Source organism: Pueribacillus theae (assembly GCF_003097615.1).
Lineage (GTDB): Bacteria > Bacillota > Bacilli > Bacillales > UBA6769 > Pueribacillus > Pueribacillus theae.
Genome location: NZ_QCZG01000034.1, coordinates 1 through 13851 on the forward strand (window position 1 = coordinate 1; position 13851 = coordinate 13851).

General features: G+C 36.3%; 10 protein-coding genes and 1 pseudogene. 4 read left to right on the forward strand and 7 right to left on the reverse strand.

Going from position 1 to position 13851, the window contains the following annotated elements:
- Window positions 1-467: 467 nt before the first annotated feature.
- The 3 genes from DCC39_RS14180 to DCC39_RS14190 all read right to left on the reverse strand — a co-directional run bounded on the left by DCC39_RS14180 (window position 468) and on the right by DCC39_RS14190 (window position 4685).
- Entirely contained in the window at window positions 468-2384 is a 1917-nt protein-coding gene (locus DCC39_RS14180; RefSeq protein ID WP_165820885.1) for a sigma 54-interacting transcriptional regulator, read from the reverse strand.
- 405 nt (window positions 2385-2789) lie between these two features.
- A complete protein-coding gene (locus DCC39_RS14185; RefSeq protein WP_116555559.1) occupies window positions 2790-3542 on the reverse strand; it encodes an SDR family NAD(P)-dependent oxidoreductase in 753 nt (250 codons plus the stop codon).
- Window positions 3543-3623: 81 nt separating this feature from the next.
- Window positions 3624-4685 carry an LLM class flavin-dependent oxidoreductase gene (locus tag DCC39_RS14190; RefSeq protein WP_116555560.1) on the reverse strand — a complete coding sequence of 354 codons (1062 nt, stop codon included), beginning with the start codon at window positions 4683-4685 and terminating at the stop codon, window positions 3624-3626.
- A 585-nt stretch (window positions 4686-5270) separates the two neighbouring features.
- Between DCC39_RS14190 and DCC39_RS14195 the strand changes: the two genes are divergently transcribed.
- The 4 genes from DCC39_RS14195 (at window position 5271) to DCC39_RS14210 (ending at window position 10162) form a co-directional block, all read left to right on the forward strand.
- Window positions 5271-6014 (forward strand): SDR family NAD(P)-dependent oxidoreductase, encoded by a 744-nt coding sequence (locus DCC39_RS14195; RefSeq protein ID WP_116555561.1) that lies wholly within the window; start codon window positions 5271-5273, stop codon window positions 6012-6014.
- Between the two features lie 137 nt (window positions 6015-6151).
- A complete protein-coding gene (locus DCC39_RS14200) occupies window positions 6152-6904 on the forward strand; it encodes a carboxymuconolactone decarboxylase family protein (RefSeq protein ID WP_116555562.1) in 753 nt (250 codons plus the stop codon).
- 342 nt (window positions 6905-7246) lie between these two features.
- Window positions 7247-8362, forward strand: coding sequence for an alpha/beta hydrolase fold domain-containing protein (locus DCC39_RS14205; protein ID WP_205948518.1), 1116 nt, complete (start codon window positions 7247-7249; stop codon window positions 8360-8362).
- 177 nt (window positions 8363-8539) lie between these two features.
- Window positions 8540-10162, forward strand: a complete 1623-nt coding sequence (locus tag DCC39_RS14210; RefSeq protein ID WP_116555590.1) for a long-chain fatty acid--CoA ligase — start codon at window positions 8540-8542, stop codon at window positions 10160-10162.
- A gap of 36 nt (window positions 10163-10198) precedes the next feature.
- Here the strand turns inward: DCC39_RS14210 and DCC39_RS19680 are convergent.
- From DCC39_RS19680 to DCC39_RS14230, 4 genes and pseudogenes are all read right to left on the reverse strand, one after another.
- Window positions 10199-10813, reverse strand: a pseudogene (locus DCC39_RS19680) (oxidoreductase); the annotation flags it as partial.
- 138 nt (window positions 10814-10951) lie between these two features.
- Entirely contained in the window at window positions 10952-11950 is a 999-nt protein-coding gene (locus tag DCC39_RS14220) for an ABC transporter ATP-binding protein (RefSeq protein WP_116555564.1), read from the reverse strand.
- The gene (locus tag DCC39_RS14225; protein WP_116555565.1) at window positions 11935-12897 is read right to left on the reverse strand and encodes an ABC transporter ATP-binding protein; all 963 of its coding nucleotides are present in this window, start codon (window positions 12895-12897) and stop codon (window positions 11935-11937) included. Before DCC39_RS14225 ends, DCC39_RS14220 begins: the two co-directional genes overlap by 16 nt.
- Before the next feature lie 10 nt (window positions 12898-12907).
- Window positions 12908-13831: an ABC transporter permease gene (locus DCC39_RS14230; RefSeq protein ID WP_116555566.1), complete on the reverse strand. Its 924-nt coding sequence runs from the start codon at window positions 13829-13831 to the stop codon at window positions 12908-12910.
- Window positions 13832-13851: the final 20 nt, after the last annotated feature.

Sequence of the window (13851 nt, forward strand, 5' to 3'; positions counted from 1 at the left end):
GTAACTATTGGATGGAACCATTTTCATCCCAAGTTTGTGACCCGGCGGGTCATGTATGTTTAGTTTTTCTTTAAAAAATTCTCAAACTACGATCGCCACAATAATAAATATCTAATCAAACGAAAGTAAAAAATATTATGCCTGCAGAAAGAAATAAGCATGCATACAACAGGAAGCCCTGAAACAACGATGAGTGCATTTGTCAAACGTTGAAAGAATGAAAGTGCGTGGAAAGATTATGGGATAAAAACCTTTTTAGATTTTTAGCCTGAAAGATGGAATATGATAAAAACATTTTTTGGTTTATTTTGAGCTTAAGAAATGAATCAGCATTATTCACAGTCGAAAGGCAATATAGATAGAAAAAGAGAGTTTCCTAAACGCAACAGGAAAACTCTCCACAAATATTTGACTCAAAATCCAGTCAGATAAAAATTTGGTCAAAAAGTTGGTATATTTTTATAATGTTAATTTACTTCCAGTTCCTTTAATTTGCGCCATAGGGTACTGCGACTCATACCCAGAATTTTGGCTGCCTCTTGTTTGTTTCCATTTGTTTCTTTCAGCACTTCTTTTATTTGCTTGATTTCAGTCTCTTTAATAACACTTTGAAAGGACTTATCATTAGTTTCATCATCCACAAGCAATAAACTGTTTTCTTCAATCGCTTCTTCAAGGTTTTTTAAAATTTCTGATTTTGTTGCTTTGGAAGGGCTCTCTAAATAGGCAAACATTCGTTCAAGCGTATTCTCTAATTCTCGAATGTTGCCGTGCCATCTGTGGGTTGATAATAAATTTACCATCTCATCTAAAGCTTCATCGATATTATCCACAAATTCAGGATAGTTTCTCGATGTGAAGAATTTTACAAGCCTACCAAGATCATCCAGCCTATTTCTCAATGCCGGCAAAAACAAATTGAGCACCGCAATCCGATAATATAAGTCTTTGCGGAATTCACCCTTTTTTACTTTTTCAATTAAATCGACATTCGTTGCAGATATAACCCTCACGTTAACAGGAATGGTCGATGAGCTTCCTACACGCATGACTACATTTTCCTGGAGCACTCGAAGAAGCTTAGCTTGCAAGCTTAAAGGGATTTCACCGATTTCATCTAAAAATACGGTTCCATTATGGGCTTGTTCAAAATAACCCGGTTTTCCTCCTTTTTTAGCCCCTGTGAACGCACCTTCAATATATCCAAAAAACTCACTTTCCAGTAAGTTTTCAGGCACAGCAGCACAGTTAACAGCAATGAAAGGTTGTGGAGCCCTCTTACTTTCATTATGAATGCTTTGGGCAAATAATTCTTTACCTGTTCCTGTTTCTCCTAAAATTAAGATATTTGAATCAGTACGCGCAAATCGTTTTGCTTTAGAAATAGTCTTTTTAATTCTTTCGCTTTCTCCAATGATAAGGTCAAAATGGTATGTTGCAGTCATTTTTTTACTGTACATTGTTTTTCTAATTTTATTTTCGTTTCTTTGAAGTTCATCAACATCTGAAAGAATCGCTACCGTCCCGTTAAATCGATTATTGACAATGATAGGGAAAGTGGTTAAGAAGAGCATTTTATTTTGATGAGTAACAATTTTATCTTTTATCTCTTTTTTGGAAAGCAAAATTTCAGTCAACTCGCCTTTTTTGAAAAGATGGACAATATGCGTTCCTTGAGGACTTTTGTAATCTTCCAAGTTTAATAGTTGAAGAGCTTTTTGGTTAATATTCGATATTCTTCCAGTTTCGCTAATTGTAACGACACCGTCATTAAATTTCTTTAAAATATATTCTTCCTGTTTAAAATTCTTTAATTCTTCGATTCTTGACTGGAGAATATTAAAAGCAATATTTACGGATTGACGTATACTTTCTTTTCCATACCATAAAATACCATGCATTCCTCTTTTTTTTGCCAAACTTGTAATTAAACCGGAACCAATGACAATCGATTGCCCTTTTCTTTCTAATTCCTCAATTAATTTCTTAGCATTTTCTAGATTCTCATAAACATATTGATTGATTTTCAAATTGAAAACGCTTTCTAATTTATCAGTATCTTCAAGTAAAAATTTTTTATTGTAATTAATAATATTTACTTCATTCCCAAATTGTTTTGCGATCGTTAAAGCCTGGATAAAGTCATTGATTTGCACCCTAACAGGAACCATTTGTCCACGAACTTTTAATTTTTTAAATACTTTAAAAATTGTTTGTCCACAAATTAATACATCATCATTCGTAATATACGAAGGATTTTTTAGAATATCTTCTGATTCAATTTTTTGAATGACTACCCCCTTAAAATTCTTTTCTCTTTCCTCAAAAACTTCTCTTACTAAGCTTTCTAAAGGTGAAAATCCTGTTACGATTAATTTGGGCATATTTAACACCTCGTTGAATAAGAACATCTTAATTGCTGATTTATGCCAATTTTATCAACTATTTTTCCCTTAGACAATTATCAAAATATAGTATTTTATTATTATTAAAAAGCTGTACGAATAATAGGAGCTCAACATAACTACTGTACAGCCTTACTAAAATATTATTTTCATTCAAAACTTCTAAACATTGCCCAATTATGACTCAATCAAATTTTATTTCTAATCAACTAGATTTTGATATCATGAATGAAATAAACAAAAAATAATACGCTTGCCTATTAGCACTTTACAAATAAGTCACTTGAGTTCTTCAATTTAAAATGCATTCTTATTTCGAAAGAATGGAATATGCATATTTCTTTTTTCCACATCCTGTCAGCTCATTCCTTAAAAATGAGATAATTATCTTGCTGTATAACCGCCATCAACCGGCAAAGAAACGCCAGTAATATAAGAGGATTCATCAGAGGCCAAAAAGAGCATCGCATAGGCCACTTCTTCAGGCTTGCCGAGCCGATTAAGAGGCGTGTTATCAATTAATACTTGTCCGCGGCCGGTAGCAAGTGATTCCTTCTTCACCATAGGAGTGAGAATAATTCCAGGGTGAATCGAGTTCACCCTAATGTTATATTTGGCAAACTCTACTGATGCGGTTTTCGTCAATAGTGTCACTGCACCTTTTGCCCCCTGGTAAGCAGCCGATCTGCCACTTCCAACCAATCCCCAAATTGATGAGTTGTTGATAATGGAACCGCCATTCAGATTTTGTTTCATTAATCGGACTGCGGCCTTCATTCCAAGAAAGACGCTCTTTGCGTTTACATCCATTACATGATGCCAATCATTCTCCTCTAGATTTTCAACGTTTTCAGCTCCGGGTATTCCTGCATTATTAACTAATACATCTAATTTATTATAATGTTCTTTAATAAAGTTTATAGTTGAATCCCAATCACAGCTTTTAGAAACATCCATTTTAATAAAATAAGCCTTGCCGCCATTATCATTTATGTAATCAGCAACATCTTTCCCTTCATTTACAATATCAGAAACAATGACTGTTGCCCCCTCTCTTGCAAACAGCTTTGATATTGCCTCTCCTACTCCATTTGCGCCGCCAGTTACTAAAGCTATTTTTCCTTCTAATCTATGCATATCTTTTCAACTCACTTTTATAAGAATTTACTGCCTAAAAAAAATTCAGGGAAAAAATATTATCACTAGTCTTTATTAAGTTTATCCATTCACCTTTACGCTACTGTTAAAGTGAGGCAATACTTGTTCTGAAAATAATCGCATTGATTTCAACACTTGGTTTTGAGGTTGGCCGCCAATGTTCATCCAAAGAATAATATTGGTCAAACCTGTTTCTTCTCTATATCTCTGAAGGCCTTTTGTGACCGTTTCAGGTGAACCGATTATTGTATTTTCTGATTTAAGAAAGTCATCATAATTTATATTTCTTTCCCTATCGATGATGCCAAAAACAGGCCGGTTATCTCTTTCACTCATATACCACAATAAACCACGTTTATATTCTTCAACTGCCTGTAAATCCGTTTCAGCAACATAACAGAAAATGAGTTTTCCCGAACGTGATATTGTCTCATCAACAAATTCTTTTGATAGACCTGATTCCAAAGCTGTTTTTCTATATAAAGAAATTTTATGCATCGTATCTTCGTGAGTAATACCGCCAAGAACAAATGAATGACCCTGTTTCGCCGCATTGATAATCGAAGAATCATTTTGTGAAACCATGACAAAGATCGGCGGACTTGGTTTTTGGACAGTTCGAGGATATACTGGAATGTCTTGAATGTTGTAGAAGTTCCCCGAATAAGAAACCTTTTCATTTTGCAGAGCCGTTGTCAAAATGTCTAGCGATTCTAAGTACTTATCATGTCTTTGATCGAAATCTTCACTGTATGCTTCAAATTCATAAGCATCATAGCCTTTTCCAACCCCGACATACAAGCGTCCGTCACTAATTACATCGACTAAAGCCATATCTTCTGCAACTTGCAGCGGATGATGCAATGGCAATCTTGTAACTGCTGACCCAATCTTAATATGGGTTGTCTGGGCTGCTGCTGCTGCCATATATACGGCGGTCGAACTAACAACTCCATATTTTCTTGCATTATGTTCAGCGATCCAAGCCGTATCAAATCCCAATTGGTCTGCAACCTTGATTTGTTCAAGACCGTCTCTTAATTCTTCAGCATCCGTTTTCCACGGAGCTACAGAATTCAAGAAAAATAGTCCAAATTTCATTTTGTTATCTAAGTGGTTCATACTCTCAACTCCTGATAGAAAATAGTATTAATTTTTTCCAATTATTCATTATAAATTTTTTTGCTTACCACGTTTAACTAAAGCAAATCCACACTTTGATAAAGCGTTTTCACTTTTTCAGTGGCTTATTTAAGTAGTTTTGATTCCCCCTCTTGCTATTTTTCATCGGTTTCTATCGAATGCTGCCGATGTACTTATAAAAATAAGTGCAAAAACTATGCCAAAAAATATCTTTTGGTAAACTTTTAAATATGCCCGTAAACACGACATCTTTGCTAATAAATAAAAATTTTTCAAATCATCGAATCAAATTGAGTTTAAAAACTTAATCAGATGTTTCATTTTTGAAACTTAAATTAATCAAAATATTTTCTTAAAGTGATAAAAATTCAATCATGTTAAAATTTTCGATCGCTTAAGCAAATACCAAGTTTCTTTAAAAATTTCTTAATTAATCTTCGCTTCAAACTTAATATAAACAATATTATGATCATTTAAATAAAATTCACTTTTTTGGCACACTTTTTGCATATATTGAAAGCGATACCAATTTTACTTTTCAAGAAAAAGAGAGGATGACTTATAGTGACGAGATTGGAAAATAAAGTTGCCATAATAACTGGAGCTGCTAACGGTATTGGAAAGGAAGAAGCCATATTATTTGCCAAAAATGGCGCAAAAGTGGTTGTAACTGACATTGATGAAGAAAAACTAACTGAAACAATTGAATTAATAAAAAAGGATAGCGGGCAAGCTATTTCTATTAAACACGATGTTTCATTAGAAGATGACTGGAAAAAAGTAATCTCCATAACAGAGAACGAATTTGGTAAATTAGATATCCTTGTTAATAATGCGGCTATATTAAGTAGAAACGGATTAGCAGACACCTCTTTAGAAGAATTTGAAAAAATTCAATCCGTAAATAACTTGGGTACTTTTTTAGGAATGAAATTTGGAGCTGATTTAATCAAAAAAACAGCCCATGGCGGTTCTATAATCAACACCTCTTCCGGTTCAGGCTTAGTAGGCAGCCCGGGAAGTACTGCTTACCACGCTTCAAAGGGAGCAGTGCGATTAATGACAAAATCTGCTGCCATGGAATTAGCCAAATATTTTATCCGGGTAAATTCCATTCATCCCGGTGTTATCGAGACAGCTATGTCCGGCGCAAAAAATGGAGATCATCCCTTAAAAGACAAAATACCCTGGCCGGAGTTTGGAAAACCAATTGATGTTGCCTACGGAGCCCTTTATTTAGCTTCAGACGAATCCCGCTATGTAACTGGCTCAGAGCTGGTCATAGATGGAGGCTATACAGCTCAATAGCTGCCTCTTTTTCTATATTTATTAATATTTTAATGAAGATCGATTCTAAATCTACACATTTTCTATTTATCATTAAAAATTTTGCTTATAGTTATTAGAATTTTATCCCTATAAAATAAATTCGGAGGACTGAGAACATGAAATTTGATCGCGAAAATCTAAAGAAACGTTTTGTAGAAGTTAGAGGGTATTGGGATGAATCACTAGATGGACTTTTGGAAATAGATCCGGAGTTTTTTGAAGCGTACTTACAATTTACTTCTGTACCTTGGAAAAGAGGGGTAATTGATCCAAAAACAAAGGAGTTTATTTACATTGCTGTTTATGCGTGTGCAACCCATTTATACAATCCAGCTATAAAAACACATATTCAAAAAGCATTCGAGTTTGGCGCTACAAAAGAAGAAATAATAGAAGTCTTTCAACTAGTCAGCGCTCTGGGAATACATACTTTCCTCGAAGGTATTCCACTATTAATGGATGAAATTGAAAAAACAGGCGAACTTAATTCTCAATTAAATGAGCGGCAAATGAAGCTAAAAGAAGACTTTATGGAAAAAAGAGGTTATTGGAATGAGTTCTGGGATGGACTGCTAGTGTTAGATGATCAATCCTTTGAAGCGTATACCAAAACATCAAGCATCCCCTGGGCGAATGGTTACCTGACACCAAAACAAAAAGAATTCATTTATATTGCTGGTGACGCTTCTGCTACTCACCTCTTTACACGCGGTTGGCGCCACCATATACAAAGCGCACTAAAGCTTGGTGCGACAAAAGAAGAAATAATGGAAGTATATCAACTAACAGCCGAAATAGGCATGGATACTTTTAGAGAAGGAATGCCTATTTTAATTGAAGAGCTCAATAAAGTGAGCACCTCTAACTAAACTTAAGAGCGTTCAACCATAAAAAATATTCTTTTATTGGCGGTACTTCAATTAAGAGGAACAAAGTTAAACTTTTTATGCTTCGAAAAAATAGTGGATTTTTATATCAATTGGGCTGATTCGAGGGTAAAATCTTTAATCCATTATAAATTGTAATTTCTGATACCATTATTCACTGCTTAACTCTTTGCAGTTGACCTTTTTGTGTGCTCAACAACCATAGAATTTTTTGTCTATATGTTGAGACTTCTTCGGACACATCCCTTCTATTTACAGTCTAGTCAATTATTTGAGATTAACTAAGATGTGTTAATGATCTAATATTTAAAGGGAGGATTTACATTGAGAAAAATAGTGTCTTTACCTGGTCGTTTTGGAAACCCAGAGTTCGATCTGAGTACGGATCCGCGGTCAGACCCTCGAATGGTCAAAGCTTTGGCCGCTCATGGCTTGGATAGCTTGGCTGCACCGCCACCTGTGTCATCTAAAGACCCGTTGGAGGAACGCCTTAAGTTTCTGGCTACAGCAGAGGCTGGACTCGAGGCTTTAAACGCTAGCTTAATGGAAGATTTGCCACCTGTATCAGGAATCCAGCAATCGATTGAAACTATCAGAGGTGTGGATAGTAATGACATCGTTCTATACATTCACCGCCCAAAAGTCAAGTCCTCAAACGCTCTTCCGGGCATACTTCATTTCCATGGAGGAGGCATGGCAATGCTTAGCACGTCTGGCCCAATGTACTCAAGGTGGCGCGATGAGTTGGCAGCCACCGGAATGGTGGTTATTGGAGTAGAGTTTCGTAACGCTGCAGGTGTTCTCGGCCCTCATCCGTTTCCGGCGGGTTTAAACGACTGCACGACAGCACTCGAATGGACACATGCAAACCGCGAATCACTTGGTCTTTCGAAACTGATTTTGGCCGGAGAATCCGGCGGTGCTAACCTTGCACTAGCCACAACCATCAAGGCTAAGCGCGAGGGACGACTCGACGCAATCGATGGGGTCTATGCCCTCGTTCCCTACATCTCAGGGGCCTACGATTGGAATTACGAGGACATGGCCGCAGAGTTTCCGTCGCTGTTGGAGAACGACGGTTATTTCGTCAATAACTTAATGAACAAGGTAGCCGCTTCAGTTTACGATCCGGACGGGCTCAACGCTAACAACCCTCTTTGCTGGCCATATTGGGCAACATATCATGATCTTACAGGTCTTCCACCACACGTTATTACCGTCAACGAACTCGACCTCTACCGTGATGAAGGGCTTGGCTACTATCGCAAGCTTGCTCAAGCAGGAGTTAATGTTACCGGACGAAATATTATCGGTGTCTGTCACGCCGCAGAGTTAATGTTCCGTAAAGCAATGCCAGACATGTACTTGTCGACGATCTATGACGTCAATGCTTTTGCTAAGCGGATTAATCGAAAAGCAGGGGAATCAGTAGCTACCTGAGTGGAAAAGCTTAACGGTGATCAATTTGATAAAAGTAGCTTCAAGTTCTGCTTTTTTGACATTTTTAGGAGGTACTCTGTTTTGAGTTTCAAAAATCTTGAGGTACTTTGAAATGTTATTTTGTGAAATTGATTCAGTTAAGATTTTTAGTAATACGAATGGGGGAATGCAACCTTGATGAACACACAATTAACAATTGATTCGCTTTTGACAAGAGCAGAAAAGTATTTTCCAAAAAAACAGGTAATTTCCAGAACGAGCAAAGGAATAACACGCTTAACATATGCTGAATTTGCAAAAAGGACGAGAAGCTTATCCAGCGCTCTTGAAAAACTCGGTGTTCAACGAGGAGACAGGGTGGGAACGCTCGCATGGAATGACCATTGTCATTTAGAAGCCTACTTTTCAATACCTAGTATGGGTGCAGTTTTACACACAATTAATATAAGATTATCACTCGATCATTTAACTTATATTATTCAAAAAGCTGAAGACAAAATATTAATTATTGATGAAAGCCTTTTGTCCACAGTAGAAAAAATAAAGGATAAAATCCCTTCGGTCGAATGTTTTATTATTATTACAGAAAAGGGTAAGCTACCTGAAACAACGCTCCAACCAGCCTATCATTATGAAACACTTGTTGCTGAAGGAGATACAAATTATTTATTTCCAACCGACATTGATGAAAATGAACCAGCTGGGATGTGTTTCACGTCAGCGACAACTGGTAATCCAAAGGGTGTGCTTTATACACACCGAAGCATCGTTCTACATGCAATGATGTTAGGATTGGCTGATACGATGGCCTTGTCGGAATCAGACGTTGCTATGCATGTGGTACCTATGTTTCATGTAAACGCATGGGGTTTTCCCTTCGCAGCTGTATGGTTTGGGGCCACCCAAGTTCTTCCGGGTCCGAATTTTACTCCTGAAATCATTGCCAAGTTAATCGAATCTGAACGAGTCACAATGACAGCGGGCGTACCAACAGTATGGATTGGACTTTTAAATGAACTTGAATCGAAAGATTATGATACAACTAGTTTACGATGTATTGTTTGTGGTGGTTCAGCTGCACCGGAAGGACTTATTCGAACATATGAAGAAAAATATAATATTCCATTTCTCCAAGCGTATGGTGCGACAGAAACTAGTCCAGTAGCTACAGTTTCACGCTTAAAAAGTTATCAACAAGACCTTTCTTTTGAAGACAAACTGAAAATCCGCTCAAAGCAAGGGATCCCAGTTCCAGGTATTGAAGTTAAAATAGTTAATGATCTAGGCGAAGTAAAACCGGACGGAAAAGATATGGGTGAAGTTCTTTTTCGAGGTCCATGGATTACTGATAGTTATTATAAAGAGCCAGAAAAAACAATTGAGGCTGTAAAAGGAGGCTGGTTCTATACAGGTGATATTGCAACGGTTGATGAAGAAGGGGTTATTAAATTAGTCGATCGTACGAAAGATTTGATTAAAAGCGGAGGAGAATGGATTTCTTCAGTTGACCTAGAAAATGCGTTAATGGCTCATGAAGCGGTTTTCGAAGCTGCTATTATCGGTGTCCCACATCCCCGCTGGCAAGAACGTCCTATTGCGGTTGTTGTTTTAAAGGAAGATGCTAAGGGAAAAGTAACTAAAGTGGATTTACTTGAATCACTAGCGTCTCAGTTTGCTAAATGGTGGATTCCAGATGACGTGATCTTTGTGGATGAAATTCCAAAAACCTCTGTTGGAAAGTTTTTAAAACGCCAATTGCGTGAACAACTAAAAAATCAATTTATTGAAGCAACAAATTAATATAATATAAACTGACTTTGTAAAGATACAATCAAATTAATATTTTAAATTATAAAAAGCCTCAGTTCTGTAAATAGAAGACTGAGGCTGTTTAGATTTCTTTAGAAAAAATCTTATATATTTTAGTAAACCAAAGGTTAAACCCATTCCACGTCTATATTGTATAGGACCTTCGAGATTCACACCAAGCTGTTTAGCTGCAAAAAAAGCCCAATAAGCACTTTTCTTAAAAGAGGCGACCGTATCCTCAATTTGTTGGATTGTCATTTCTTGTGGTGTTTTACTCTTATAAGAAAAAGGAATTACAGAAGGAGCTTTAATCGAACCATCAATTCTTGACTTCCTCCCCGCATGCGCAAGTTGGATACTTATTTTTGCTCCGTGTTCATGTACTAATTTGGTTAGCTTTGTGAGCCCTGCAATTTGTTCATCATCCCAGATACCGAGATCCTCCATCGAAATGCGCCCCTCTGGACTTACAGCTGAGGCTTCAACGATTACTAGACCAACTTGGCCAACTGCACGTGTCGTGTAATGGGTTAGATTCCAGTTTGTTATCTTTCCATCCTGTTCCGGGCAAGAATACATACACATCGGTGCCATTACGATTCTGTTTTTTAAAGATAAATCTTTTATGGTAAAATGGTTGAAATAACTTGATTATTCTTGGTGGCATAAATCTGAGCTTGTCATAGTATCTACCTCCCCCCTCTAGAATTCCAAAAGAAAAAATTATAGAGTTAAATAGCCTCTAACCATGGCACAATTTTTGCAATAACATTATATCTTTTATTCTAGACTAACAAGATGACATGATACTTGATGAAGTTCCGAAACTTGTTGTACAGTAGGATAAATTTCCTTGCATTTTTCCATTTTAACAGGGCATCTTGAATAAAAATAACAACCTTTTGGAGGATTGTTTGGACTAGGTAAATCCCCTTCTAACACAATTCTATTTTTCAATTTCTTCATTTTCGGATCAGCAATAGGAACAGAGGATAATAATGCTTTTGTATAAGGATGTTTTGGATCATTAAATATTTGTTCACGAGTTCCTAATTCTACAATTTTTCCTAAATACATTACAGCCACACGATCACTGATACGCTCTACAACACTAAGATCGTGTGAAATAAAGATATAAGTTAAATTCAATTTTTGTTGTAATGTCCTTAGCAAGTTTAATATTTGGGATTGAATGGAAACATCTAGTGCTGAAACTGGTTCATCGCAAATAATCAATTGTGGATTTAAAGCCAGCGCTCTAGCAATCCCAATTCGTTGTCGTTGTCCTCCTGAAAACTCATGTGGATATCTGTTCAAGTGATAGGTGTCTAAACCAACAAGTTTTAACAGTGAGATGACACGTTCTTCAATCTCATCTTTTGAAACTGTTTGATTTATAATGAAAGGCTCGCTCAATATTTGTTTAACTGTATGTTTTGGATTTAATGAACTATAGGGATCTTGAAAAATGATTTGAATGTTACGACGATAATCTAGCATTTCTTTTTTGTTGCTAATTGCTAAAATGTCTTTACCATTAAAGATAACTTCTCCAGATGTCGGTTCAGTTAAACGTAGTAAACACAGTCCAGTCGTACTTTTTCCGCAACCCGATTCACCAACAATACTGAAAGTTTCTCCTCTTTTAACTTGAAATGATATGTTATCAACTGCTTTGATTTTATTCTGTGATTTTCTTAATAAATTTCCTTTCTCCGAAAAATATTTTTTTAAATTTTTAACATCTAGTAGAACATCAGTTTCTACGCTCTGTTCCAACAACGTGACCTCCTTTTATTTTCCTTTATTTCTAGTTTAGGCACTTCTTCTAAACAGATACTTGTTGCTAAATTACATCGGGGATGAAATCGGCAACCAATTGGCATATTGTTTATATCTGGAACTGAACCTTCAATAGTATGTAATTTCAACTTGGGTTCTCCTAATTTTGGGATAGACTTCATTAAGGCTTCAGTATACGGATGAATAGGTCTTTCAAATAAATCGTCTATCTTTGCTTCTTCAATTACTTGCCCGGCATACATAACAATAGCCCTATGACATGTTTCTGCAACGACCCCTAAATCATGGGTAATCATAATAACTGTCATATTCAAATTTTGTTGAAGTTCAATTAATAGATTAAGAATTTGGGCTTGAATTGTTACATCTAAGGCCGTAGTAGGCTCATCAGCGATCAATATTTTTGGATTGCAAGCAAGAGCCATTGCTATCATAACCCGTTGTCTCATTCCTCCAGATAATTCATGAGGGTACATATTAAGTTTTTCTTTTGCATCAGGAATTTTTACTTGCTCTAGTATTTCTATAGATTTTTGTCTTATTTCTTTTATACTGAAGTCTGTATGATATTTAAATACTTCATAAATCTGATTACCAATCGTAAATGAAGGATTAAGAGACGTCATTGGTTCCTGAAAAATCATGGATAGTTCTTTTCCTCGAAGCTGATTATATTCTCTGGAAGATAATTTAGTAAGATCTCTTCCGTGGTAATAAATACTACCTGACCCCACCTGCATTGTTTTAGGAAGAAGCCCCATAATAGACAAGGCTGTCATACTTTTGCCACAACCACTTTCTCCTACTATCGCAACAAATTCACCTTGGTTGATTGAAAAACTAACATCATCCAAAACAGCAGAAAATTGATGCTGTACATTTCTCCCTACTCGTAAATTTTTGATTTCTAAAATTACAGACATCTTAATCCCCCTAATTTCGCTGTTTTTTAATATGTGGATCAAAAGCATCCCGAATTGCATCACCCATTACATTAAATGCGATAGAAACAATTAGTAAAGCTAAACCGGGATAAATTACTAAACCGGGAGTTGAGGTGATATATTGAAACCCTTCTTGGATCATATTTCCCCATGTAGGAGTCGGAGGTTGAACACCTACACCAAGGAAGCTTAAACTAGCTTCAATTCGAATAGCAGTTGACATATTAAGAGTAGTGATTACCAAAACGGGGCCTAAAATGTTCGGAAATATATGACTGAGAAGAATTCTTAAGTCTCTACCTCCTATTGAAACAACAGCCTTAATATATTCTTTTTCCTTAACCTCCAAAGTTACTCCTCTAGCCATCCGAGCAACACTGGGAATTAGTCCAATGCTAATAACTACAATAAGTGTTGTCATACTTGGTCCAAGAGCAACTAACACCATTAGTCCAAATAACAACAATGGCAGCATCATAATAGATTCCAAAATACGCATTAATACGTCGTCTAACCATCCCCCCTTGTAAGCTGCGACCATTCCAATAAATCCTCCAACAATACCACTGAGAAATACGGATAAAAATCCAACAAATAATGACGTTTGTGAACCTAGCATTATCCGGCTTAAAATGTCCCTACCAAAGGGATCTGTTCCAAGCCAATGGGATAATGAGGGCTCTTTAGCGCGAGCGGTCACTTCTTGTGCTAGGGGATCATACGGCACGATTACCGGTGCTAAAATTGCGATAAATAATATACCAATCAAAATAAAGAAAGACACCATTCCTAATTTATTTTTCTTAAAAGCCATCCATTCAGCTGACTTTCCTTTTCTTTGAAGGTTTTCCGTTTTGTTTACTTGTAATGAATTTTGAGTGGATTTAGGTTCCTTTGATAATGGTTGGGTCAAATAATTATCTCCTCTCTTAT

Excerpts from the sequence above, each read along its gene's own strand:
- DCC39_RS14180 (WP_165820885.1), bottom strand. The coding sequence starts at position 2,384 with ATGCCCAAATTAATCGTAACAGGATTTTCACCTTTAGAAAGCTTAGTA.
- DCC39_RS14185 (WP_116555559.1), bottom strand. The coding sequence starts at position 3,542 with ATGCATAGATTAGAAGGAAAAATAGCTTTAGTAACTGGCGGCGCAAAT.
- DCC39_RS14190 (WP_116555560.1), bottom strand. The coding sequence starts at position 4,685 with ATGAACCACTTAGATAACAAAATGAAATTTGGACTATTTTTCTTGAAT.
- DCC39_RS14200 (WP_116555562.1), top strand. The coding sequence starts at position 6,152 with ATGAAATTTGATCGCGAAAATCTAAAGAAACGTTTTGTAGAAGTTAGA.
- DCC39_RS14210 (WP_116555590.1), top strand. The coding sequence starts at position 8,540 with ATGAACACACAATTAACAATTGATTCGCTTTTGACAAGAGCAGAAAAG.
- DCC39_RS14225 (WP_116555565.1), bottom strand. The coding sequence starts at position 12,897 with ATGTCTGTAATTTTAGAAATCAAAAATTTACGAGTAGGGAGAAATGTA.